Below are 23,683 nucleotides of genomic sequence, written 5' to 3'. Positions count from 1 at the left end.
CGCCTGCCTTACAGCGGCAGGAGCCTTTCGGCCAACCGATAATCGAACCAGAGTGACTGGAGTGAACTAAAAAGAAACTGGCAAGACGGCAAATGGCGCGCCTGGAAATGGCCAGGGCATCGATGCTAGCACAGATGAACGGTCATCGCGCCCACGCCTTCTTACGCAAAGACAAAATAGCGGCGAAAGTGAACTTGGGCTGTACGCATGCCCTCAAACCCACTGAGAATCGCCGTTCGTCCTCGACCCAAAGGAGCATCCTCATGATGCGTTTTACCTCTACCCTCGCTCTAGCCGCTTCCCTGACCCTGCTTTCCCTCGGCGCACATGCTGCGGCCCCGTCGAACTGGCCTGCCGGTGCCCGCGACAGTTTCGTCAGCGATTGCAGCGCGGCCGCCAGCCAGAACGTGGACGCCAAGACCGCCAAAGCCCACTGCGAATGCGGCGCCGACAAGATCAACGCCGAATTGAGCACCGCCGAAATCAAGGAGCTGATGACCAACCAGAACGCCAGCCCTGAGCTCAAAAACAAAGCCGTGGCGGCTATTTCTTCCTGCAAAGTCGTGAAGAAAAAGTAAGTATGCCCCGCGATCAGACGGATTTTCAGCCGTAAAAACAGCCTGAAAACTGCCATTTCTCACAAATTACGCAGCTTTTACGGCTTTTTTTACCAGCTGATATTTCGTGCGAAAGCCCCGTAAATCGGGGCTTTCAGCCAACACAGCGCCTAAACGCAACGCTATTGATTAGCAAACAGTGCCTTGGGGGGGCTCCCAAGCCGAACATTTCGACTATGATAGCCCGGTGTGCCCAGTTGGCCTGAGCAGCACAGCACTACTGAAAATATATGTTTCTTGGAGATACACCATGTCTAATCGCCAAACCGGCACCGTTAAATGGTTCAACGATGAAAAAGGCTTCGGCTTCATCACTCCTCAAGGTGGCGGTGACGACCTGTTCGTACACTTCAAAGCTATCGAAAGCGACGGTTTCAAAAGCCTGAAAGAAGGCCAGACCGTTTCCTTCGTGGCTGAGAAAGGCCAAAAGGGTATGCAAGCTGCACAGGTTCGCGGCGAGTAATTCTCCGCTGAGCTAAAAAAACCCCGTCCATGTGACGGGGTTTTTTATGGGCGCTGCAAAAGCAGCGATCAGCCGCAGTTGACGCGCGTGATCACCAGGTTGTCGTCGGTGTTCAGATTCAAGCGGTCGGAGCGGTATTCAAGCGTGATCATGTCGTTGGGCTTGAGGATCCGCGCATTCTGCGCACCGGCGCGACTACGGGCCTGCTCCAGCAACTGGGGCGAAGCTTTCTGGCCGATTGTGAACTCGGCAGCCTTTGACTCACAGCGGCTATGACCGGCATCGGTCACCGCGGTGTCTTTGGCTGGCTCAGAGGTACCTGGGGTGCTGCAACCCGCCAACGCGAGTGCTGCCAACAAAGTACCGAATGATGCGAGCTTCCAAGGCATGAAGCCTCCTATGATTAAAAAATGGACAGAGATCGTGCGACAGTGGTCTGGCGGATTGGTTTCAAGACGTAAACCGTCGTTGGGCAAGTCTGCCTGACTCTCAAGCAGCGTTCGCCCGGACAATCGTGACCAGATATGAACGCAATCAGTAGATGTCGATATAGTCAAACGGTGGATTAGGCCAGTTCTGCAGCAGGGCATTGAAAATCTGCATGACCCAGACCTCGTCGTTCGCCGCGACATTGCCGACGTAACCGGAGCCCTTGGCCCAGGTCTCCAGGCGAAACAGCAGGCCCTCCGTGTCAGTGCCCGCCACCACGCCAGAAGACAGGTAGGCAATCCCGGCCTTGGTCACACGCAGTTGGGTGTGTTCGTCGTCACTGGCGCTGGCGATCAATTGCTTTACGGCGGCCAGCGTGAGGTTATCGGGGTTATTCAAATCGATTTGCACACGGTTTCCCCGGCAATTAAACAGAGGGACAGTGTCGCACAGCACTCGCGTCATGCCTAAGTAGCAGTGCCAAACACCGCGCAAAATGCTTAACTGCGCCCGGTAGAACCGCGCGCCAGCGCATTGCCCCGTATTTCAGCCCGTGAGATTTCAATGACCACCGTAACGCTGCAAGCCGACATCAAAGCCAAGTGGCCACAAGGACAAAGCTCCTACAGCCCCGGAAGCCCGGAGGAACTGGCAATCATCGGTATCGACCTGCTGGTCAAGGAACTCGGCACCCAGGCGGCACAAGCCTTCATCGGCCAGGTATTCGAGAAATACCCGGCCGATCACATGGGGGCACACAACCCCGAGCGCGAATAAGAACCGGCCGACGAACGTCGACCGGCAAGCGGTTTACTTCAGACGCGCCAGGCGCTCGGTCAATAGATCGAAAAAGCCCTGGGCGTCGCCGCTCTCAACCCAGAACGCGTTCTTCGGTTGTTTCAGGCCGTCGTACCAATCGACGATGGTCTGGCCGAAAGTCGGGCCTTCGCGACTGTCCACCACCACATTGACCTCACGGCCACTGAACAGCGAAGGCTTGAGCAGGTAGGCCACAACGGTGGCGTCATGCACCGGGCCGCCGGGGATGCCGTAGTGTTCCATATCGCCTTTGACGTATTCGTTGAGAATATCGCTGACGACCTTGCTGGCATTGTTCTTGAGGTCGGCGATCTTTTTCAGACGCGCTTCACTGGTCAGCACCTTGTGGGTCACATCCAGCGGCAGGTAAGTCAGTTTGACGCCACTCTTGAGCACAATCTCCGCCGCAATCGGGTCGGCAAACAGGTTGAACTCGGCAACCGGCGTGATATTGCCGCCATTGAAGTGCGCGCCCCCCATCACTACGACTTCCTTGATGCCCTGGGTAATTTCCGGGTCCTGGGTCAATGCCAGCGCCAGGTTAGTCTGTGGGCCAAGCATGGCAATCGTGATGCTGTGAGGCTTCGCGGCGCGCAAGGTCTTGATCAGGTAATCAACGGCATTGCCCTCGGCGAGGCCCTTTTTAGGCTCATGCACGGTGACGCCGGAAATGCCTTCCTTACCATGAATGTTTTCGGCATAGATCGGCTTGCGCAGCAGCGGCGCTGGCGCACCGGCGTAGACCGGGATGTCCTCGCGCCCTGCCCACTCGCGGGCCAGGCGAGCGTTGCGCGAAGTCTTGTCCAGGCGCACGTTGCCGGCGACGGTGGTCAAGGCACGGATGTTCAATTCGTCCGGGGAGGCCATGGCAAAGAGCAAAGCCACCACATCGTCGGCACCTGGGTCGGTATCGATGATCAGGTCGATTTTCTCCGCCGCGTGGGCGCTTGCAGCAGTGAGCGCGGACAAAAGCAAGACACTCCGAAACAGATTTCTCAGGATTGGAATACCACGTTGCATAAAACACTCCTTGTCGTTGGGGAACTCTAGAAAGTTACGCCGGACACCAGCGCGATATTGCAGTAAGGCTGGCATTCGCCGGTGCGTACAACGGCCCGCGCCTGGCGGCTCAGCTGCTTGAAGGCTTCATGACTGAGCAGACGTTGCTCGCCAAGAGCGGCCTGCTCATTCAGCACATTCAGTTCAGACAGAGCGGGCGGCTGCTTGAGCAGGATTTCCTCCGCCAGCACGTGGCTTTCCACCTGCATCTCACTGAGCACGATACGCAAGGTGCTGATGAAATCAGGAATACCTTTGGTCAATGCCAGGTCGATCAACTCGACGCCCGGCGGCACCGGCAAGCCCGCATCACCGATCACCAGAATGTCGCCATGGCCCAGGGAGGCGATCACCCGCGACAGTGCGATATTGAGCAGAGGGGTCTTTTTCATAAAGGTACAAAACCTTGAACGTCATGCAGCGTAGGAATGGAGGGTTGCGCACCGGCACGGGTGACTGACAATGCTGCCGCGACCTGGCCAAAACGGATGGCCTCGGCTTCACTTTTACCGCTGGCCAGGGCTGCTGCGAAACCACCGACAAAGGTATCGCCGGCAGCCGTGGTATCCAACGCCTTGACCCTGGGCGCCACCAAGTGCTCAAAGCCTTTGCCATCCGCAAACAATGCGCCTTGGGCGCCGAGGGTGATAATGACTTTGCCCGCCCCGGCCTTGATGAGTTGTGTGGCAGCCACTTTGGCGCTGTCCAGAGAATCGACTGTCACACCGCTCAGTGCGGTGGCTTCGCTTTCGTTGGGAATCAGATAGTCGACCGAGGCGTACCAATCGGCAGGCAACGGCGCGCTGGCCGGCGCCGGATTAAGGATTACCGTCTTGCCCAGCTCACGGCCGCGCTTGAGGGCATACGCCACGGTATCCATCGGCACTTCAAGCTGGCAGATGATCACATCGGCGGCCTGCAAAACCGCATCAGACGCCTGCAGTGATGCGGGCGTCAGTTCGCCGTTGCTGCCGGCGACAATCACAATCGCGTTCTGGCTGCTGTCATCCACCACGATCAACGCCACGCCGCTGGAACCGTCCACGGTGCTGACGGCCTGGCAATCGATACCTTCCACCAGCAATGCACCACGCAACTCAGTGCCGTAGGCGTCGGTGCCAACACAGCCGATCATCGCCACGCTTGCCCCCAGTCGCGCCGATGCCACGGCCTGGTTGGCACCCTTGCCGCCCGGCACCGTGGAAAACGTTTGGCCGATCAAGGTCTCACCGGCGCGGGGCAGCCGGCTGGCGCGGGTGACCAGGTCCATGTTCAAGCTGCCTACTACCACTACTTTTGCTGGCATACATCAGTACTCATCAATTCGGTTCAGCGGTATTGCGCGAACACGCCGGCGACGGGCGCCGTCGACTCGCGCAATACGATGCTCGGCGTCACGATGCGTTGATCGATCGGCAGTTGGGGTGTTGCAATACGTCGCAGTAAAAGCTCGGCGGCCATCTCGCCCAGTTGCAGGATCGACTGGCCGACCGTGGTCAGCGCCGGGTAAACGTAGCGGCCCATTTGAATGTCATCGAAACCGATCACCGACAGCTCGCCCGGCACGCGGATATTGCGTTCGGCTGCGGCACGCAACACGCCGAAGCCGATCATGTCGTTACTGGCAAAAATCGCACTGGGCGGGTTTTCCGCAAGCAATTGCACGGCAGCAGCATAACCGCCGGTGCTGGTGAAGTCGCTTTCCTGCGTGCGATTGGCCAGCACTTCCACGCCTGCCTCATGGAGCGCGCGGTGGTATCCCGCCAGGCGCATTTGCGCGACACGGGTATGGGCCGGGCCGCCGATGCAGGCGATGTCGCGGTGCCCCAGCTCCAGCAAGTGCCGGGTCGCCAGGTAAGCGCCCTCCTCATGGTCGATACGCACCAAGTCGACATCAATGCCGTCCAGCGCCCGGTCGACAATCACCATGGGCGTGCGCACCGCGCTCAACCCGGCGGCGAGGCCGCTGTCATCGCCGCCCACTGAAGTCACGATCAAGCCGTCGATGCGTTTTTCCAGCAACACCCGCAAATAGCTGCGCTGCTTTTCTGCGTTGTCGTCGGAGTTGCACAGGATCACGCAGTAGCCGTTGCGCTCGCAGTAATCCTCGATGCCCCGCGCCAGCTCGGCAAAGTACGGGTTGAGGCTGTTGGGCACCAGCAAACCAATGGTGGCCGTGGTCTTGGCCTTGAGCGAGCGTGCGACGGCGCTAGGCACATAGTCGAGCTGCTTGATAGCGGCTTCGACCTTGACCCGTACCGGTTCGCTCACTGGGCGCGTCTTGTTCACCACGTGGGACACAGTGGTGTAGGAAATTCCCGCAAGCGCCGCCACATCCTTGATCGTTGCCATGGCTCAGGCGCGCCGACTGGCGCGTTGGCTGCGGTACGTGTCGAGGACCACCGCAATCACGATCACGGCACCAGTAATGATGCGCTTGGTGGGCTCGGTGGCGCCGATCTGTGCCAGGCCGGCGGCCAATACCGAGATAATCAACACACCAAAAAAGGTACTGATTACCGAACCACGCCCGCCCATCAGGCTGGTGCCGCCGATCACCACGGCGGCGATCACTTGCAGCTCCAGGCCGGAGCCGGCGTTCGGATCTGCGGCTTCCAGGCGCGAAATCTGGAACAACGCGGCCACGCCGGCCAGCAGACCCATCAGGCTGAACACCAGAATCTTGTAGGGCTTTGGATTAATCCCCGCCAGCCGCACGGCTTCCTCATTGGTGCCGATACCGATCAGGTAACGGCCAAACACGGTACGCGTCAGTACAAGCTGCGCAACGATGATCACCAGCAAGGCAATGATGAAGGACGGTGAAATACCGAACGCAATCGGGTTGGACAGCCAGGCAAACGAATCACCGATGTAGGCCGTGCGCGACCCCGTCATCTGGTACGCCACACCGCGAGCCATTTCCAACACACCGAGGGACACGATAAACGACGGGATTCGCCAGGCCACGGTGATCGAGCCAGTGATAGTGCCGGCCAACGCGGCGCAACCCATGCCGAGCAGCGCGGCGGGCAATACGCTCCAGCCCCATCCAAGAATCGCCACGCTGACGGCCGACGCCGCCAACGCCAGGACCGAACCTACCGACAGGTCGATACCGCCGATGATCAGGATGAACGTCATGCCCACCGCCAGCACCATCAGGTCCGGGATCTGGTTGGCCAGGGTGCTGAAGGTGTCATAGGACAGGAAGTGGTCGCTGAGCACCGAAAACAGCGCAATCATCGCGAGCAAGGCACCCGCCAGCCCCAGATAGGTACCCAGGCCGTAGAAGTTGCCGCCAGTTTTACCGGGGGTCGTTGTGGTTTTCATGGGGTATCCCTAAGCACTGCATCGTTGAGCAGCGCATCACGTTTCTGATAGCCGGCAAAGGCGGCGGCGAGCAATTCGTCCTGGGTCCAGCTGTCGCGCTCGAAGGTCTCGATCAAGCGCCCGGCAGAGAGCACGCCGATGCGGTCGCAGATGAGCATGAGTTCACGTAAGTCGCTCGATACCACCACCAGCGCTTTGCCCTGGCGGGTCAATTCACCGAGCAAGGCATAAATGTCGAACTTGGCACCCACGTCGATACCGCGCGTGGGCTCGTCGAACAACATCACTGAGCAATCGCGCTCCAGCCAGCGGCCAATTACCACTTTCTGCTGGTTACCGCCGGACAGTTCCGACACCAATTGCGCCGGGCTGGAACTGCGGATACGCATGGCGTCAATCTGGCGCTTGGCCAACGCGGTTTCGTCGCGGCTGTTTACCACGCCGCCGCCAGAGATCTCCGGCATGTTGCCCAGAGCAATATTGGCGCTGATGGACTGGGTCAGCAGCAGGCCTTCGCCCTTGCGGTCTTCCGTGATCAGGGCGATGCCGTGCCTCACTGCATCCACCGGCGAGCGAATGCTCACCACCTGGGCCGGTGAGCCCAAGGCCACGGTGCCGCTGTCGGCCAGGTCAGCACCGAAGATCAAACGCAGCAATTCGGTACGGCCAGCGCCGATCAGGCCGGAAATGCCATAGATCTCGCCCACACGCACCTCAAAGGACACGTCGCGGACTTTGTCCGAGCGGCTCAGACCTTTGACGGTCAGGGCCGGGCCACCAATGCTGCGCGGCCCCAGGTCAATGTGTTCACCCAGCTCGCGACCGACCATCAAAGTGACCAGTTGCTCGCTGTTGTAATTGGCCATCGGCTCGACGCAGACCAGTTTGCCGTCGCGCAATACCGCAATGCGTTGGGCGACGCGGGCCAACTCTTCCAGCCGGTGCGAAATGTAGATAATCGCCACGCCCCGAGCCTGCAGGCGGGTGATTTGTTCAAACAGCATCTCGACTTCACGGGCCGTGAGCATGGCCGTGGGTTCGTCGAGGATCAGTACGTGGCAGTCGCCAATCAGGTTGCGGGCAATCTCGACCATTTGCTGATGGCCGATACCCAGGCTACCGACCAGCGTGTCCGGGTCGATGGCATCCAGGCCGACCTGGGCCATCGCCTCGATCGCCGCTTTGCGCAGTTGCTTGCGGCTGATCCAGCCACAGTGGCTGGGCAGGTTATCCAGGAACAGGTTTTCGGCCACGGTCAGCGTCGGCAGCAGGTTGAGTTCCTGCATGACCATGCGCACGCCCAGCGCCTCAGCCTGGGTACGGCTGGCGGGACAGTAATCCTGACCATTGAATTGCATGTGCCCGGTGGTCGGCGTGACCAACCCGCCGATGATCTTCGACAAGGTGCTTTTGCCTGCGCCGTTCTCACCGGTCAGCGCCAGCACCTCCCCTCGGTTGAGCGTAAGGGTGATGTCGGACAGAACCGGTTGGGCATAGGTCTTACCGATACCGCTGACCGAGAGGACAGCGTTCGGGGCGGAAGATGACATAGGAAAATCTCCAGGCGCCCGCTCAGAGCGAGCGGGCGCTGTTGGGTACCGCCAGGATTACTTCTTGAAGACGAGTTCGACCGGGGTTTCGATCACGCCGTCTTTGGCATCGACTTTCTCACCCTTGACCAGCTTGAGCGCATTCTGGATACCGAACACTGCTTGCTGGGCAGCCGCCTGGTCGGCAGTCGCCAGGACACGGCCGTCCTTCAGCATCGGCTTGATCGCTTCGATATTGTCGTAACCCACGACCATTACCTTGCCCGCCTTGCCTGCCGCACGTACGGCGGAGACGGCGCCCAGGGCCATGTTGTCGTTACCGGCCAACAAGGCCTTGAGGTCCGGGTATTCGCTCAGCATGGCCGAGGCGACTTTCTGGCCCTGGTCAATTTCCCAGTTGCCGGATTGGGTGGAAACGATCTTCATACCGGCAGCGTCCATCGCATCCTTGTAGCCGGCGGTGCGCTGCTGGGCGTTGGTGGTGGTCGGTACGCCTTCAATGATGCCGACCTTGTCGCCTGCCGTCAGTTGCTTGGCCAGGTAGTCGCCCACCAGTTTGGAGCCTTTGCGGTTGTCAGGGCCGACGAAGGGAATCTCGAGATTTTTGCTTTTCAACACGCCCGGGTCCAGGCGGTTATCGATGTTGACGATCTTGATACCGGCGTCAGAGGCTTTTTTCAGCACGGTGACCAGCGCCTTGGAGTCAGCAGGCGCGATGACGATGGCGTTTACCTTGGCAAGGATCATTTGATTGACAATGTCGATCTGCGCGCTGGTATCGGTTTCGTTCTTGATGCCGTTGGTGATCATGTCGAAATCGGCGGCGTGGTCTTTCTGGTACGTCTTGGCACCGTCTTGCATGGTGACGAAGAATTCGTTGGCGAGGGACTTCATCACCAGGCCAACCTTGGGTTTGGCGGCGGTGTCAGCGAATGCGGAGGACAGGGGTAAAGCGGCGGATGCGGCAGCAAGCACAGCGACAGCAAGAAGACGTCCAGCAAATGGCAGCTTCATGGGTTCACTCCGATCTTATGATTATTGTGAGCAACGCTTGCACCGAAGAATGCTTCGGCAACCCTCCCACCCGGGTGGCTGATAAGAGCCTTCACAGCGCTCTTGAAGTACGCCGTGAAACATCTCGCAAACGTTTGCGTTGGTCGAACTATGAGAACCTTGTCGAGATTTGTCAACGGTAGAACACTCCCTTTCATGCAAGGCCTCTAGCTCCTGGCCTTCCGTGCGGCGAAAGGACGTTATTAAACATTTCCCCCACCGTTTCGTCCTCTGAAACAACAGACTTCAACAGGCGACCCAGGATTTTCTGGTGATCATTTTCGGACAACCGAACGCAATCGCGCAGCTTGTTCGGAAAGCCGGACAGCCGCATCACCCCACCTGTCAGCCATCCAATAATAATCGTTATAAATCAATAAGTTATTTTATATCCGCAAACACAATCAGCCTGGTACAGATCCTGCTCCTACCCAGCACCTCGTGGCATTCAGAATCGCCCGGGCGCTCTAGATGAACCTGCTACAGCACTCATCAAAAACCAGAGAGAAAAATAATGAAATCTGCACTGAAGAATTTTGTTCCGGGCGCGTTAGCCCTGCTGCTGCTGTTCCCCGTTGCCGCTCAGGCAAAAGAAGTCGAATCCAAGGCCAAGCTGGCCAACGTGGTGATCCTCGCCACTGGTGGGACCATTGCCGGCGCTGGCGCCAGCGCCGCCAACAGTGCCACTTACCAGGCGGCCAAAGTCGGTATCGAGCAATTGATCGCCGGTGTTCCTGAGCTTAGCCAGATCGCCAATGTGCGTGGCGAGCAAGTGATGCAAATTGCGTCCGAAAGCATCAACAACGAAAACCTGCTGCAACTGGGTCGCCGGGTCGCCGAACTGGCCGACAACAAAGACGTGGATGGCATCGTGATCACCCACGGTACCGACACCCTGGAAGAGACGGCCTACTTCCTGAACCTGGTAGAAAAAACCGACAAGCCAATCGTAGTGGTCGGCTCCATGCGTCCGGGCACCGCCATGTCGGCCGACGGCATGCTCAACCTGTACAACGCCGTGGCTGTAGCCGGCAGCAAAGACGCGCGCGGTAAAGGCGTGCTGGTCACCATGAACGACGAGATCCAATCGGGTCGCGACGTCAGCAAGATGATCAATATCAAGACCGAAGCCTTCAAGAGCCCTTGGGGCCCGCTGGGCATGGTGGTCGAAGGCAAGTCCTACTGGTTCCGCTTGCCTGCCAAGCGCCACACCATGGATTCGGAATTCGACATCAAGACCATCAAAAGCCTGCCCGATGTGGAAATCGCCTACGGCTACGGCAACGTAAGCGACACCGCCTACAAAGCCCTGGCCCAGGCTGGCGCCAAAGCCATCATCCATGCCGGTACCGGCAATGGTTCGGTGTCGTCCAAAGTGGTGCCTGCGCTGGTGGAACTGCGCAAGCAGGGCGTGCAGATCATTCGCTCTTCCCACGTGAATGCCGGCGGCATGGTGTTGCGTAATGCCGAGCAGCCAGACGACAAATATGACTGGGTTGCTGCCCTCGACCTGAACCCGCAGAAAGCGCGGATCCTGGCGATGGTTGCCATGACCAAGACCCAGGACAGCAAAGAACTGCAACGAATCTTCTGGGAATATTGATTCCTGACTGTATAGGTGGCGAGGGAGCAAACTCCCTCGCCACAACAACCTCGCTATTCCTCTCTCCCCGCCCTACACCTAACTCCCTAATTCGTTGTCAGACGAACTTCTTGAATTTTAAGCAGTTGCGAAATTGCCCACAGTTAAATACTGTATGCACATACAGCTTACCAAGGAGTATTCCGTGGCAAAATCCTCTTCCGCAGCGCCCACCCCGCCTGATGCCTACACACGCCTGGCAACTCGCGTGCAAAAAATCATCAATTCCACCAACGCGCAAAAAGCCAAGGCAGCCTTGCTCTTCCGTTTGCCGGAAGAACCGGAAGACGAGTGGCAGCGTTTACTGGAAGAAATCGCGGAGAACGACAACGTCACCCTCGCCTATCGAGATGATGGTGGCGTGCAGATTTTCTGGGTTGTGCCGAAGGAAGATTGATTGAATGAGTGCCCGTTTTATTGCTGTGTGTTGCCTGCTTTTTGCCGTTACCGCTCATGCGCAGGCACCCAGAACCTTCAGTGAAGCCAAGAAAGTCGCCTGGACACTCTACGCCCCGCAATCCACCGAGTTCTATTGCGGCTGCAAGTACAGCGGCAACCGCGTGGACTTGAAAGCCTGCGGCTATATCCCACGCAAAAACGCCAGCCGCGCCGCACGCATCGAGTGGGAGCACATTGTTCCGGCCTGGCAGATTGGGCACCAGCGTCAGTGCTGGCAGGATGGCGGGCGCAAGAACTGCACGCGCCATGACGACGTGTTCAAGCGTGCCGAAGCAGACCTGCACAATTTGGTACCGAGTATCGGCGAGGTCAACGGCGACCGAAGCAACTTCAGTTTTGGCTGGCTGCCGGTGCAAAACGGGCAGTACGGTTCATGCCTGACCCAAGTGGATTTCAAGGCAAAGAAGGTGATGCCGCGCCCGTCCATTCGCGGGATGATCGCGCGCACCTACTTCTACATGAGCAAACAATACGGCTTGCGCTTGTCGAAACAGGATCGCCAGTTGTACGAAGCCTGGAACAAGACCTACCCGGTACAAACCTGGGAACGCCAGCGTAACCAGACGGTGGCGTGCGTGATGGGGCGTGGCAATGAGTTTGTCGGCCCGGTCAATCTGAAAGCCTGCGGTTGAGCAGGGGCGGCTCTGCCGCCCAAGCGGCCCGTTACTGCGCGGGCTGGTGCTCGATGATCTCGGACACCGTGTCGGTTTTCTTGGCACGGGCCATCTTTTCGTTAAGCAGCGTCTGCTTTGCCTCAGCTTCGGCCCTGGTTGCAAACGGCCCCAGCAGCACGTCGTCCTTGCCGTCGACTTTCACGATATAAAAATTGAAACCATGTTCGAGCAACCAGGCGGTCAGGTCGGTGATCGCCTGGAGTTTGTGGTCAGGCGGACCGACTCGCAGGTCCCACTCCTGAGCAGCAATCGCGCCGGTCTGTGGCTGACTTTCGGTAACGGCGGGCTTGGCCTTGGGGGCGTCGACAGGTTTACCCTCACCGCAGCCGGCCAACGCCAACACCGCAATTGCCATCGCTACTTTACGCACTGCCCTGCTCCTTTAAGGATAAAGAGGCGACTTTATCATTCACTGTCTATTCTGGCCGTCATAAACGTTGGCTTAAACAATGCGAATGATGTATCCCAGACCTGTATGATGCCGCCATGGGAATTAATGTCGCCTCTATGCGTCCTAAAAGAGGCAGTCACAGGGAAGCGCTTAGCAGTAAGCTACACACATCCGACACCTGCCCTGTTTGAAACATGTGTCCTAAAAGCAATCAAGGAGAAGTCCATGCTTATACTCACCCGCAAAGTCGGTGAAAGCATAAACATCGGTGATGACATTACGATCACCATCCTCGGCGTCAGCGGCCAGCAAGTACGAATCGGCATCAACGCGCCCAAGGATGTTGCCGTGCATCGCGAGGAGATCTACCAGCGCATCCAGGCCGGCCTGACTGCTCCGGACAAAAACCAGACGCCTTGAAGCACCCTCAGTAGCCAGCCCTTTCGTTCAGGTAACGGCTGGCGAAAACCTCTTTGAACTGTTCTTGGGTTAAGGGCACGACCCGTTTTTTAGTGTCAGCCCACCGCGCTCTGCAAGTACAACAAGCCATCAGCGCCGCGTTGCACCTGCACCTGTTCATACCCTTCAATCGATGGATGCTCAGTGAGCATGGGCTTGAGGTGCGTCGACGTGACGACCAGCACATCCGCTCCAGCCGCCTCCCCCGCACGAATCCCCACCGTCGCATCTTCAAACACCAGGCAGTCCTGCACCGACACACCCAGGCGTTGCGCACCCAGCACATAACAGGCGGGGTTCGGCTTGCCGATGGCCACGTCTTCAGCCGTGACCAGCACCGCCGGCGGCGTAATGCCCGCAGCCTTCAACCGACGTAATGCCAACGCCTTCGGTGCAGAGGTGACCAGCGCCCACTGATCACCGGGCACGTTATTAAGAAACTCGACAGCACCGGAAATCGCCACAACGCCGTCCACGTCATTGATTTCCGCCTCGGTAATCCACTGCGCTTCAACCTGTGGATCGACACCGGGCAATGCCTGGCGCGTGATCGTGTCAATTGCCCGCGCACCATGAATGGTGGTCAGGAAGGCCGCTACATCCAGCCGATGGCGTTCAGCCCAGGTGCTCCAAACGCGCTCGGCGGCGGCGATGGAGTTGAGCAGGGTTCCGTCCATATCGAACAAGAAGGCGTGGTAAGGGCGGGCAAGTACGGCTGAACCTCGGATAGACACTGCAGGGCTTCCTCGTGAGCTGAAACGAATAATCGGCCCGTTGCAATCTACGGATCACCTCCTGAGTTGTAAACGCTGATGCCAGCACCGCGAGGCAATCATTACAAACTTGTCATCATCCTGTTGGTTGGCTGTACGCGGCCGCGGGTTACCGTGAACGCACTGGCACGACTCAATGCGCCAACGACAATTGATCCGGCTACACTGGCGCCAGTATTGAATCAGGGCATTTCCCATGAACATCCTCGTTATCGAAGACGAACCCAAGGCCGGCAATTACCTGCTCAACGGCCTCCAGGAGTTGGGCCACTCGGTCAGCCTGGCCCGGGATGGCGTGGACGGCCTGCACCAAGCGCTGGAAACGCCGTTCGACGTGATTGTGCTCGATGTAATGATGCCGAAAATGGACGGCTGGGAAGTTCTGCGTCGCCTGCGTAAGAACGCCGATACTCCAGTGATTTTTCTGACGGCGCGCGACGATATTGCCGACCGCATCAAAGGCCTGGAACTGGGTGCCGATGACTACCTGATCAAGCCCTTCTCCTTCGCCGAGCTGGTAGCACGCCTGCGCACCCTGAACCGTCGCGGCCCGAGCCGGGAAGAAGAGCACCTGCAGATCGCTGACCTGCACATCGACGTAATGAAACGCCGCGTCACACGCGCCGGTACACGCATCACCCTGACCAATAAAGAGTTCGCCCTGTTGCACCTGTTTGCCACTCACCAGGACCAGGTACTGTCGCGTTCGTTGATTGCCTCGCGGGTGTGGGACATGAACTTCGACAGCGATACCAACGTGGTGGACGTGGCCGTGCGGCGCCTGCGCCTGAAAATCGACGACCCGTTCCCGCTCAAGTTGATCCACAGCGTGCGGGGCATTGGCTACCGTTTCGATACCCAGCCATGACCCACCGCCGTCATTATTCCCTGACCCTGCGCCTGGCCGTGATCTTCGCCCTGCTCGCCTTTGCCCTGCTCGCCACCCTCGGCGTGGTGCTGTACCGGGAGCTGGAGCGCGAGCTGATCCTGAGCGACGACGTGCAATTGATTTCCCGGGTGAATCAACTGCGCAACCTGCTCAACGACAGCAACACACTGGACCTGATCAGGACCAAGCCGGAACTGTTCCAGAACATGCTGGGCAACCGCGAATCCGTGCTGAGCATCGCCGCGCCCGGCCAAAAGCCGCTGCTGCTGGTGAACCCCGGCAACATCGAGCTGCCAGCCATCAAGCCAGTCCCCAAAGACCACATCCTCACACTGAACGACGTGCAACACCTGCCCGGTGTGAATGGCGTGCCCTTCTCCACCCTGGCCGCGTCCATCGACTCCGGCGACCTGGGCAGCCTGCAAGTCACCAGCGGGCGCCTGATGACCGAGCGGACCGCCCTGCTCGCCAGCTACCGGTTGAGCGTGTATCTCCTGGCGAGCGTTGCCGCGATCCTCCTCGCACTGGCCGGCTACCTGTTGGTGCATCGCGGCCTGCTGCCCTTGCGTCGGCTGGCTCGACACGCTCAAGGCGTCGGCGTCGGCAACCTGGCCGAACGCCTCGACAGCCAGGGAGTACCGAAAGAACTGCTGCCGATGATCGACTCGTTCAACACCATGCTTGAGCGCCTCGCCAAGGGCTTTGCGCAACTGGGGCAAGTGTCTACCGACATGGCCCACGAACTGCGCACGCCGATCAACAATCTCCTGGGGGAAACCCAGGTCGCCCTGCAACAGAACCGCAGCATCGAAAGTTATCAGCAGCTCTTGGCCTCCAATGTCGAAGAGCTTGAGCGCCTGGCGCGGATGCTCGACAACATGCTGTTCCTGGCCCGCACCGACCCGGCCAGCGCCCTGCGCCAGCGCCAGGAACTGAGCGCGGCGGATGAAGTGGCGCGTATCGCCGATTACTTTGAAGGCGTGGCAGGCGACGCAAACATCAGTATTCGTGCCGAGGGCGAAGGTGTGATCTGGGCCGAACCAATGCTGCTGCGCCGTGCCCTGGCGAACCTGTGCGCCAATGCCATCAAATACGGCGCACCAGCGTCCGAGTTAGTGATCCAGACAATTGCGGACGCCGAAGGCATCTACCTTAAGGTCACAAATCAGGGTGAAACCATTGCGACGGAACATTTATCGCGGCTGTTCGAACGGTTTTACCGGGTGGATGAGTCACGGGAGCGTTCGGCCCAGTCCAATGGCCTGGGCCTGTCGATTGTGGCGACCATCATGCAGCTGCATAACGGTCGGTACAGCGTCAGCAGCGAGGCAGGCGAGACCTGTTTCGAACTGTTTTTCCCGGCCCGCGAGTTCAATCAAGGGCGCCATTGAGGACTTCATAGATGATGCCCGTCGCAATGGCGACCAATATCAGGTCGGTGCCTGCCTGCTGCCACTCGTACCCATCGTAACGGGGCAAGTGGCCCAGTAAGCGGCCATCCAGTTTCTTCGCAATGCCCGGCGGCAGCGGCTTGCCCCGTGCCAGGTTTTTCTGGATGCCAGGGGGCAACGCCGGCCCAGGGCGCCAGTAGTCGCGATAGCCACCCAACACATTCAGCACGCTTCCACGATCGACACTGGGGCCATGGTTGCCCGACCCACCTTTGCCTTTGGGTTTGTCATGCCCCTGGCCGCCTTGGTTATTGCCTTTATTGTTACCTTGCCCCTTGCCATTGCCGGGATCCGCCAGCGCCATGCCGCCACCGGCAAACAGGACCAGCGACAGCGCGACTGACACGAACTTGGACGACTTGATCATGGCGATTACCCAAGGCTGAAACGTAGTTGAACTGTAGTCGAAGTTGCCAAAGCACGCGCACCGTTGCGAACCCGTAAACCTCGTAACCATGACCGTTCAAGGGCATGGGGTTCAGGCGCAGGAGGGGGATTGGCGCTGGTGGAGGTGTATCGATTGCCCAAGGGGGCGGGAGCAAGTGTGTTGAACCGTTGATAAATACAGCAGCTCAACACACTTTGCGGCAATCAGGCGGTGGTGCTGACCATCGAGCCCGACGTGCTGCCACCCTCTGCGGTGACAGCTTGCAATAGCGCCGAAGTCACCGTCTGCAACGCGGCAGAAGTGCCTGCAATTTGCGTTTGAGCCGCCGCCACAGCGGCAGCCTTGGCGTCTGCGCTCTGGTTGCTGGACTGGGCTTTCTGCAAGGCTTGCTGCTCTGCTTGAAGTTGCTTCTGCAACTGTTCGATCTGCTTTTTCAACTCTTTGACGGTATCTGACTCCGTCGAACTGGATGACGCCTGACTACCGCCGCCTGCACCCGCCGCACTTTTAGTCTCAGTGCTTGCGCCAGCAGTGGCGCTGCTGGCGGTAGCCGTGCTTTCGGTGGTCGCGGCATCCATCGAGCTGACAGTGCTTGGAGTGCTTGCTACGGAAGCGGTAGTGCTAATGTTGATAAGCATGCCAAATGTCCGAGTGTTGGAGGTTTGCGCCCTTTATCGGCCTGGCATTCAAATACTTTAGACAGCCCTTGATGCTTAGTCGCAACCGCCGAAAAGAGCCAACATGGAGTAAGCGCAGAATTGCCGTACTGAGCTGGAGGTTTTACAAACGTTTTGCAAATCGCAGACAACAAAAAAGGGCCCACCTTTCGGTGAGCCCTTCTAGACCGCCCAGCAGAGCGGATTTTGTTTGGTAGGCGCGATTGGACTCGAACCAACGACCCCCACCATGTCAAGGTGGTGCTCTAACCAACTGAGCTACGTGCCTGCTGTGAGGCGGCATTCTACGGAATTGTGGAGGGGTGTCAACATCTTTTTTGCAGCTAACCCTATGAATATGCGAATTTTTTATTTGCGACCGACATACCGGCATTTTTCGGGTGGCTGGCAGGCAATTTTCAACTCAGGTAGGATCGGCGCACTCGTAAAAAATATAAAACAGAGGTTCCAGGATGGCGAACACCCCCTACCCCCAGTCGTATTACGCCGCTTCCGCGAATGCCGTTCCGCCGCGCCCGATGCTGCAGGGTGACGTCGAAACCGACGTGTGTGTAATTGGTGCCGGCTATACCGGCCTCTCCAGTGCGCTGTTTCTGCTGGAAAACGGCTTTCGCGTGACGGTGCTGGAAGCCGCCAAGGTGGGCTTTGGTGCGTCGGGCCGTAATGGCGGGCAAATCGTCAACAGCTACAGCCGCGATATCGATGTGATCGAGCGCAGCGTCGGCCCTCAACAGGCACAGTTACTGGGGCAGATGGCGTTCGAAGGTGGCAGGATCATTCGCGAGCGGGTCGCCAATTACCAGATCCAGTGTGATTTAAAGGACGGCGGTGTGTTCGCAGCACTCAACAGCAAACACATGGGCCATCTGGAGTCACAGAAGCGCCTGTGGGAACGCTATGGCCACACTCAACTGGAGTTGCTGGACGAGCGCCGCATCCGCGAGGTGGTTGCCTGCGACAACTATGCGGGCGGCCTGCTGGACATGAGTGGCGGTCACATCCACCCGCTCAACCTGGCACTCGGCGAAGCAGCGGCCGTGGAATCCCTTGGCGGCACAATCTATGAGCAATCGGCGGCAGTGCGTATCGAGCGCGGCGCCAACCCGGTAGTGCATACAGCCCAGGGCAAGGTGAGGGCCAAGTTCATCATCGTCGCGGGCAATGCCTATCTAGGCAATTTGGTGCCGGAGCTGGCCGCCAAGTCGATGCCCTGCGGTACGCAAGTCATCACCACGGCGCCGCTGGGAGATGAGCTGGCCAAGACCCTCCTCCCGCAGGATTACTGTGTGGAAGACTGCAACTACCTGCTCGACTACTACCGCCTGACAAGCGACAAGCGCCTGATCTTCGGCGGCGGCGTGGTTTATGGCGCGCGCGACCCGGCAAATATCGAGGCGATCATCCGCCCGAAGATGCTCAAGGCGTTCCCTCAGCTCAAGGATGTGAAGATCGACTACGCCTGGACCGGCAATTTCCTGCTGACCCTGTCGCGCCTGCCCCAGGTGGGGCGCCTGGGCGACAACATCTACTACTCACAGGGCTGCAGCGGCCATGGCGTGACGTACACCCATCTGGCAGGCAAAGTACTGGCTGAGGCACTGAGAGGCCAGGCAGAGCGTTTTGATGCGTTTGCCGACCTGCCGCACTACCCGTTCCCGGGCGGGCAACTGTTGCGCACGCCGTTTGCGGCGCTGGGCGCCTGGTACTACGGCTTGCGGGACAAACTGGGATTCTGACAATGCCACGGGAGCCGGCGCGCCGGCTCTTGCAACACGCCATCAAATCGCAGACACAAAAAACCCCGGTCTTTCGACCAGGGTCTTTGCTATCGGATCAAAGTAGCCAGAGGCTTGCTTTGTGCTCCAAGGCGTTCAGTGGGCCTTGAGGCAGATATGGCGCAGCGGACGGGACTCGAACCCGCGACCCCCGGCGTGACAGGCCGGTATTCTAACCGACTGAACTACCGCTGCGTATCGCTTGACCAGTTGAGCAAAACACCTCAACCGTCTTTTAAACATCTGATCAATCAGCCTTGGCTGTTCAATCTCAAGCCCGACAAGTCAGACCTGGAAAATATGGCGCAGCGGACGGGACTCGAACCCGCGACCCCCGGCGTGACAGGCCGGTATTCTAACCGACTGAACTACCGCTGCGCGTCGGTGCAACCTTTAACGTTGCGTCTTACCCGAAGGTAAAACTCTCAAGAAGTGGTGGGTGATGACGGGATCGAACCGCCGACCCTCTGCTTGTAAGGCAGATGCTCTCCCAGCTGAGCTAATCACCCTTTGCTTCGTTGAGGCCGCGAAATTTACGCAGGTAGCGGACCTAAGTCAATAGCCTGCTTGAAGTTTTTCTGAAAAAGACAAAATTGCTTCAAGACTGCACTACTCGCTGTAGATCATCTTCTTGCTCATGCCGCCGTCCACCACGAACTCTTGCCCGGTGACAAACCCGGCCTGGCGCGACAGCAGCCACGCCACCATTGCCGCAACATCCTCGACCGTACCCACCCTGCCCGCCGGATGCTGGGCATGATCGGCATCAGTCAACGGCTCGGCACGCCGCGCCGCAGGATCACGAGCGTCGATCCAGCCAGGGCTGACCGCGTTCACCCGCACCTCCGGCCCCAGGCTCATGGCCAAGGCATGAGTCAGGGCCAACAAGCCGCCCTTGCTCGCCGCGTAAGCCTCGGTATCGGGTTCAGATTGACGAGCCCGAGTCGACGCCAGGTTGACGATGGCCCCGCCGTGAGCGCGCAGGTACGGCGCACAGTGCTTGGCCAGCAACATCGGCCCGCTGAGATTCACCGCCAGCACGCGATTCCAGTAAGCCAGGTCGAGGCTTTCCAGGGTGATATTGCGCGGGTCAGCCACCGCCGCGTTACACACCAACGCGTCCAGGCGGCCGAATTGTCCGAGCACTTCAGCAACGCCCTGAGCGACCTGCTTCTCGTCGGCCACGTCCATGCTGATAAACCAGGCGTTCTCGCCCAGCACCTTGGACACCTTGGAGCCGCGCTCGCGGTCCAGGTCGGTCAACACCACTTGCCAGCCTTCACTGATCAGCCACGCGGCAATCCCAAGACCAATGCCCCGCGCAGCCCCTGTGACGAGCGCGACGCGGCCGTTAGTGGCCGCTGCAGCCTCCATGGACCACTCGATCACAAGGCAGCCAGCCCGCGGGCCAGGTCTGCCTGCAAGTCGGCGACATCTTCCAGACCGACCGCGATGCGGATCAGGCTGTCGCGGATACCGGCCGCTTCACGCTCCTGCGGCGCCAGGCGCCCGTGGGAGGTGGTGCTCGGGTGCGTGATGGTGGTCTTGCTGTCACCCAGGTTGGCGGTGATGGAGATCAAGCGCGTCGCATCGATAAAGCGCCAGGCACCCTCTTTGCCGCCCTTCACCTCAAAGCTCACCACGGCACCGAAACCACGCTGCTGGCGCTGGGCCAATTCGTGCTGCGGATGGCTCTTCAGGCCGGCGTAGTGCACTTTCTCGATACCGTCCTGCTGCTCCAGCCACTCGGCCAGGGCCTGGGCGTTGGCGCAATGAGCCTTCATGCGCAGGCTGAGGGTTTCCAGGCCCTTGAGGAAGATCCAGGCGTTGAACGGGCTCAACGTCGGGCCGGCAGTGCGCAAGAAGCCCACTACTTCCTTCATCTGCTCGCCGCGACCGGCAACCACGCCGCCCATGCAACGGCCTTGACCATCGATGAACTTGGTGGCCGAGTGCACAACGATATCGGCACCCAGCTTCAGCGGCTGCTGCAACGCCGGCGTACAGAAGCAATTGTCGACAACCAGCATCGCGCCCTTGGCGTGAGCCACTTCGGACAGCGCGGCGATATCCACCAGTTCGGCCAGCGGGTTGGATGGCGACTCGACGAACAGCAATTTGGTGTTGGCCTTGATTGCTGCGTCCCAGCCGGACAGATCCGCCAGAGGCACGTAGTCCACTTCGATACCGAAGCGCTTGAAGTACTTCTCGAACAGGCTGATGGTCGAACCAAACACGCTACGGGACACCAGCACGTGGTCGCCAGCGCTGCACAGGCTCATCACCACCGCCAGGATCGCCGCCATGCCGGTGGCCGTGGCCACAGCTTGCTCAGCGCCTTCCAGGGCCGCGATGCGCTCTTCGAACGCGCGCACGGTTGGATTGGTGTAGCGCGAATACACGTTGCCCGGCACTTCACCAGCAAAGCGCGCAGCGGCGTCGGCCGCGGTACGGAACACATAGCTGGAAGTGAAGAACATCGGATCACCGTGCTCACCTTCCGGAGTGCGGTGCTGGCCGGCACGCACAGCCAGGGTATCGAAAGCTACGCCATCGAGGTCGCTGTCCAACCGACCGGCATCCCATTCCTGACTCATGCTGCCACTCCTTACTCAATTCTTTATTTAAGATACAAAACCGGCCCCTCAGGGCCGGTGTTTACTCAGTTGTTGTACAGATCGATGATCGCGCTGACCGCCTGGGTCTTGATCTTCGACGAGTCATTACGCGCCTGCTCGATCTTGTTCAGGTAGGCCTCGTCGACGTCACCGGTCACGTACTTGCCGTCGAACACGGCGCAGTCGAACTCAGCGATCTTTATCTTGCCACCGCCGACCGCTTCGATCAGATCCGGCAGGTCCTGATAGATCAGCCAGTCGGCGCCGATCAGGTCAGCCACGTCCTGGGTAGTACGGTTGTGGGCGATCAGTTCGTGGGCGCTCGGCATGTCGATACCGTACACGTTCGGGTAACGCACGGCGGGCGCTGCGGAACAGAAGTACACGTTCTTCGCACCGGCTTCGCGGGCCATCTGGATGATCTGCTTGCAGGTGGTGCCACGTACGATGGAGTCATCCACCAGCATCACGTTCTTGCCGCGGAACTCCAGCTCGATGGCGTTGAGCTTCTGGCGCACCGACTTCTTGCGTGCAGCCTGGCCCGGCATGATGAAGGTACGGCCGATGTAGCGGTTCTTCACGAAGCCTTCGCGAAACTTGACGCCCAGGTGGTTGGCCAGTTCCAGCGCAGCGGTACGGCTGGTGTCCGGGATCGGGATCACCACGTCGATGTCGTGCTCAGGACGCTCGCGCAAGATCTTGTCGGCCAGCTTCTCGCCCATGCGCAGACGCGCCTTGTAGACCGAAACGCCGTCGATGATCGAATCCGGACGCGCCAGGTAGACGTGTTCGAAGATGCACGGGGTGAGCTTCGGCGCCACGGCGCACTGACGGGTGTGCAGCTTGCCGTCTTCAGTGATGTACACCGCTTCGCCCGGCGCGAGGTCGCGGATCAGGGTGAAGCCCAGCACGTCCAGGGACACACTTTCGGACGCGATCATGTACTCGACGCCTTCGTCGGTGTGACGCTGGCCGAACACAATCGGGCGGATGCCGTGCGGGTCACGGAAGCCGACGATGCCATAGCCGGTAATCATCGCAACCACGGCATAACCACCGACGCAGCGGTTGTGCACGTCGATCACGGCGGCGAAGACGTCTTCTTCGGTCGGCTGCAGCTTGCCACGCTGTGCCAGCTCGTGGGCGAACACGTTAAGCAGCACTTCCGAATCGGAGCTGGTGTTGACGTGGCGCAGGTCAGATTCGTAAATCTCCTTGGCCAGTTGCTCAACGTTGGTCAGGTTGCCGTTGTGCGCCAGGGTGATGCCGTAAGGCGAGTTGACGTAAAACGGCTGAGCTTCGGCCGAAGTCGAGCTACCGGCAGTCGGATAACGCACATGGCCAATGCCCATGTGCCCGACCAGACGCTGCATGTGACGCTGATGGAACACGTCACGCACGAGCCCATTGTCCTTGCGCAGGAATAACCGGCCGTCGTGGCTGGTCACAATACCGGCAGCATCCTGGCCGCGGTGCTGGAGGACGGTTAGCGCGTCATACAGCGCCTGATTGACGTTCGACTTACCGACGATACCGACGATGCCACACATGCGACGCAACCCCTACTTAATGAATCTTGACTGAACACAGCTTACTGCGGCGTTTTGGCCGGCAAGAGGTGTTCCTTGAACGGAAGATCAGCGGGTACGCTGATTCCGCTGGCCAGCCACTGACTGCTCCACCCCAATATGAGGTTCTTGGACCAATCTGCAACCAATAGAAATTTTGGCACGAGTACCGACTCCTGCCACCACGAATCCTGCTGTACCGGCCCCAGGCTCAACAGCCCGACCGCCACGACCACCAGCAACGCGCCACGCGCGGCGCCGAAGGCCATGCCGAGAAATCGATCGGTCCCGGAGAGGCCAGTGACACGTATCAATTCGCCAATAAGATAATTGACCATTGCCCCCACCAGCAGCGTGGCGATGAACATGATGGCGCAGCCCGCGATGACGCGAGCCGAAGGTGTCTCTATGTATCCGGCCAGGTAGACAGACAGTGATCCACCGAACATCCAGGCTACGACTCCTGCGATGATCCACGTCAGCAACGACAGTGCTTCTTTAACGAAGCCGCGGCTTAGACTGATCAAAGCGGAGATGGCGACGATTGCAACAATCGCCCAGTCAACCCAGGTAAATGGCACGTTTGAGCCTACGGA

The 23,683-nt window shown here is 59.2% G+C and carries 27 protein-coding genes and 4 tRNA genes; 10 read left to right on the top strand and 21 right to left on the bottom strand.

The window, feature by feature from the left end:
• Positions 1-263 precede the first annotated feature (263 nt).
• Positions 264-578, top strand: a complete 315-nt coding sequence (locus EJD88_RS17875; RefSeq protein WP_078825416.1) for a hypothetical protein — start codon at positions 264-266, stop codon at positions 576-578.
• 289 nt (positions 579-867) lie between these two features.
• Positions 868-1,080 carry a cold-shock protein gene (locus tag EJD88_RS17870; protein WP_003234260.1) on the top strand — a complete coding sequence of 71 codons (213 nt, stop codon included), beginning with the start codon at positions 868-870 and terminating at the stop codon, positions 1,078-1,080.
• Between the two features lie 68 nt (positions 1,081-1,148).
• On the opposite strand, the gene EJD88_RS17865 is transcribed toward EJD88_RS17870, so the two are convergent.
• Positions 1,149-1,469: an I78 family peptidase inhibitor gene (locus tag EJD88_RS17865; protein WP_099586514.1), complete on the bottom strand. Its 321-nt coding sequence runs from the start codon at positions 1,467-1,469 to the stop codon at positions 1,149-1,151.
• A gap of 145 nt (positions 1,470-1,614) precedes the next feature.
• Positions 1,615-1,920 carry a hypothetical protein gene (locus EJD88_RS17860; RefSeq protein ID WP_099586513.1) on the bottom strand — a complete coding sequence of 102 codons (306 nt, stop codon included), beginning with the start codon at positions 1,918-1,920 and terminating at the stop codon, positions 1,615-1,617.
• Positions 1,921-2,073: 153 nt separating this feature from the next.
• On the opposite strand from EJD88_RS17860, the gene EJD88_RS17855 reads away from it, so the two are divergent.
• Positions 2,074-2,286, top strand: a complete 213-nt coding sequence (locus EJD88_RS17855) for a hypothetical protein (RefSeq protein ID WP_032886978.1) — start codon at positions 2,074-2,076, stop codon at positions 2,284-2,286.
• Positions 2,287-2,319: 33 nt separating this feature from the next.
• Here EJD88_RS17855 and EJD88_RS17850 read toward each other — a convergent pair whose 3' ends face one another.
• The 7 genes from EJD88_RS17850 to EJD88_RS17820 are packed head-to-tail and all read right to left on the bottom strand — an operon-like array spanning position 2,320 to position 9,284.
• Complete coding sequence (locus EJD88_RS17850; RefSeq protein ID WP_158878626.1) at positions 2,320-3,348, bottom strand: nucleoside hydrolase; 1,029 nt, start codon at positions 3,346-3,348, stop codon at positions 2,320-2,322.
• A 26-nt stretch (positions 3,349-3,374) separates the two neighbouring features.
• The gene (gene rbsD, locus EJD88_RS17845; protein ID WP_099586511.1) at positions 3,375-3,779 is read right to left on the bottom strand and encodes a D-ribose pyranase; all 405 of its coding nucleotides are present in this window, start codon (positions 3,777-3,779) and stop codon (positions 3,375-3,377) included.
• Entirely contained in the window at positions 3,776-4,693 is a 918-nt protein-coding gene (gene rbsK / locus EJD88_RS17840; protein ID WP_158878625.1) for a ribokinase, read from the bottom strand. The genes rbsD and rbsK overlap by 4 nt, the downstream gene beginning before the upstream one ends.
• 23 nt (positions 4,694-4,716) lie before the next feature.
• On the bottom strand, positions 4,717-5,739 hold the full coding sequence (locus EJD88_RS17835; RefSeq protein ID WP_099586509.1) for a LacI family DNA-binding transcriptional regulator: 1,023 nt from the start codon (positions 5,737-5,739) through the stop codon (positions 4,717-4,719).
• Between the two features lie 3 nt (positions 5,740-5,742).
• Positions 5,743-6,720 carry an ABC transporter permease gene (locus tag EJD88_RS17830; protein ID WP_099586508.1) on the bottom strand — a complete coding sequence of 326 codons (978 nt, stop codon included), beginning with the start codon at positions 6,718-6,720 and terminating at the stop codon, positions 5,743-5,745.
• Complete coding sequence (locus EJD88_RS17825; RefSeq protein WP_158878624.1) at positions 6,717-8,270, bottom strand: sugar ABC transporter ATP-binding protein; 1,554 nt, start codon at positions 8,268-8,270, stop codon at positions 6,717-6,719. Before EJD88_RS17825 ends, EJD88_RS17830 begins: the two co-directional genes overlap by 4 nt.
• A gap of 57 nt (positions 8,271-8,327) precedes the next feature.
• Complete coding sequence (locus EJD88_RS17820; protein ID WP_158878623.1) at positions 8,328-9,284, bottom strand: sugar ABC transporter substrate-binding protein; 957 nt, start codon at positions 9,282-9,284, stop codon at positions 8,328-8,330.
• Between the two features lie 553 nt (positions 9,285-9,837).
• Here EJD88_RS17820 and EJD88_RS17815 point away from each other — a divergent pair.
• The 3 genes from EJD88_RS17815 to EJD88_RS17805 all read left to right on the top strand — a co-directional run bounded on the left by EJD88_RS17815 (position 9,838) and on the right by EJD88_RS17805 (position 12,056).
• The gene (locus EJD88_RS17815; RefSeq protein ID WP_112196238.1) at positions 9,838-10,926 is read left to right on the top strand and encodes an asparaginase; all 1,089 of its coding nucleotides are present in this window, start codon (positions 9,838-9,840) and stop codon (positions 10,924-10,926) included.
• Between the two features lie 184 nt (positions 10,927-11,110).
• Positions 11,111-11,362, top strand: coding sequence for a DUF1654 domain-containing protein (locus EJD88_RS17810; RefSeq protein ID WP_099586504.1), 252 nt, complete (start codon positions 11,111-11,113; stop codon positions 11,360-11,362).
• 4 nt (positions 11,363-11,366) lie between these two features.
• Complete coding sequence (locus EJD88_RS17805) at positions 11,367-12,056, top strand: endonuclease (protein WP_112196239.1); 690 nt, start codon at positions 11,367-11,369, stop codon at positions 12,054-12,056.
• 31 nt (positions 12,057-12,087) lie between these two features.
• Here EJD88_RS17805 and EJD88_RS17800 read toward each other — a convergent pair whose 3' ends face one another.
• A complete protein-coding gene (locus EJD88_RS17800) occupies positions 12,088-12,468 on the bottom strand; it encodes an SPOR domain-containing protein (RefSeq protein ID WP_099586454.1) in 381 nt (126 codons plus the stop codon).
• Positions 12,469-12,714: 246 nt separating this feature from the next.
• On the opposite strand from EJD88_RS17800, the gene csrA reads away from it, so the two are divergent.
• Positions 12,715-12,909 carry a carbon storage regulator CsrA gene (gene csrA, locus EJD88_RS17795; protein ID WP_003192511.1) on the top strand — a complete coding sequence of 65 codons (195 nt, stop codon included), beginning with the start codon at positions 12,715-12,717 and terminating at the stop codon, positions 12,907-12,909.
• A gap of 95 nt (positions 12,910-13,004) precedes the next feature.
• On the opposite strand, the gene EJD88_RS17790 is transcribed toward csrA, so the two are convergent.
• Positions 13,005-13,682 (bottom strand): HAD-IA family hydrolase, encoded by a 678-nt coding sequence (locus EJD88_RS17790; RefSeq protein ID WP_158878622.1) that lies wholly within the window; start codon positions 13,680-13,682, stop codon positions 13,005-13,007.
• 235 nt (positions 13,683-13,917) lie between these two features.
• Here EJD88_RS17790 and EJD88_RS17785 point away from each other — a divergent pair, with 235 nt between their 5' ends.
• Both EJD88_RS17785 and EJD88_RS17780 read left to right on the top strand, forming a co-directional pair.
• Entirely contained in the window at positions 13,918-14,589 is a 672-nt protein-coding gene (locus tag EJD88_RS17785; protein ID WP_158878621.1) for a heavy metal response regulator transcription factor, read from the top strand.
• Positions 14,586-16,001 carry a heavy metal sensor histidine kinase gene (locus tag EJD88_RS17780; protein WP_158878620.1) on the top strand — a complete coding sequence of 472 codons (1,416 nt, stop codon included), beginning with the start codon at positions 14,586-14,588 and terminating at the stop codon, positions 15,999-16,001. Before EJD88_RS17785 ends, EJD88_RS17780 begins: the two co-directional genes overlap by 4 nt.
• Here the strand turns inward: EJD88_RS17780 and EJD88_RS17775 are convergent.
• From EJD88_RS17775 to EJD88_RS17765, 3 genes are all read right to left on the bottom strand, one after another.
• Positions 15,982-16,428, bottom strand: a complete 447-nt coding sequence (locus tag EJD88_RS17775) for an anti-virulence regulator CigR family protein (protein WP_158878619.1) — start codon at positions 16,426-16,428, stop codon at positions 15,982-15,984. The two genes, EJD88_RS17780 and EJD88_RS17775, sit on opposite strands and share 20 nt — an antisense overlap.
• Positions 16,429-16,652: 224 nt before the next feature.
• A complete protein-coding gene (locus tag EJD88_RS17770; protein WP_158878618.1) occupies positions 16,653-17,087 on the bottom strand; it encodes a hypothetical protein in 435 nt (144 codons plus the stop codon).
• A gap of 230 nt (positions 17,088-17,317) precedes the next feature.
• Positions 17,318-17,394: transfer RNA gene (locus EJD88_RS17765), tRNA-Val, on the bottom strand.
• A 184-nt stretch (positions 17,395-17,578) separates the two neighbouring features.
• Here EJD88_RS17765 and EJD88_RS17760 point away from each other — a divergent pair.
• Positions 17,579-18,862: an FAD-binding oxidoreductase gene (locus EJD88_RS17760; protein WP_158878617.1), complete on the top strand. Its 1,284-nt coding sequence runs from the start codon at positions 17,579-17,581 to the stop codon at positions 18,860-18,862.
• A gap of 157 nt (positions 18,863-19,019) precedes the next feature.
• Here EJD88_RS17760 and EJD88_RS17755 read toward each other — a convergent pair.
• From EJD88_RS17755 to EJD88_RS17725, 7 genes are all read right to left on the bottom strand, one after another.
• Positions 19,020-19,096, bottom strand: a tRNA-Asp gene (locus tag EJD88_RS17755).
• A 106-nt stretch (positions 19,097-19,202) separates the two neighbouring features.
• A tRNA-Asp gene (locus tag EJD88_RS17750) sits at positions 19,203-19,279 on the bottom strand.
• A 55-nt stretch (positions 19,280-19,334) separates the two neighbouring features.
• Positions 19,335-19,410, bottom strand: a tRNA-Val gene (locus EJD88_RS17745).
• Between the two features lie 100 nt (positions 19,411-19,510).
• Positions 19,511-20,275, bottom strand: a complete 765-nt coding sequence (locus EJD88_RS17740) for an SDR family oxidoreductase (protein WP_099583997.1) — start codon at positions 20,273-20,275, stop codon at positions 19,511-19,513.
• A gap of 11 nt (positions 20,276-20,286) precedes the next feature.
• A complete protein-coding gene (locus EJD88_RS17735; protein ID WP_099583998.1) occupies positions 20,287-21,498 on the bottom strand; it encodes an O-succinylhomoserine sulfhydrylase in 1,212 nt (403 codons plus the stop codon).
• Between the two features lie 65 nt (positions 21,499-21,563).
• Positions 21,564-23,069 (bottom strand): amidophosphoribosyltransferase, encoded by a 1,506-nt coding sequence (gene purF, locus EJD88_RS17730; RefSeq protein ID WP_099583999.1) that lies wholly within the window; start codon positions 23,067-23,069, stop codon positions 21,564-21,566.
• 41 nt (positions 23,070-23,110) lie between these two features.
• Entirely contained in the window at positions 23,111-23,668 is a 558-nt protein-coding gene (locus EJD88_RS17725) for a CvpA family protein (protein ID WP_003192538.1), read from the bottom strand.
• Positions 23,669-23,683: the final 15 nt, after the last annotated feature.

Origin of the sequence: Pseudomonas sp. PB105 (assembly GCF_009764655.1) — a bacterium.
Lineage (GTDB): Bacteria > Pseudomonadota > Gammaproteobacteria > Pseudomonadales > Pseudomonadaceae > Aquipseudomonas > Aquipseudomonas cyclaminis.
The sequence above is the reverse complement of the archived record's forward strand: the minus strand, read 5'-3'. Positions and strand labels throughout refer to the sequence as shown.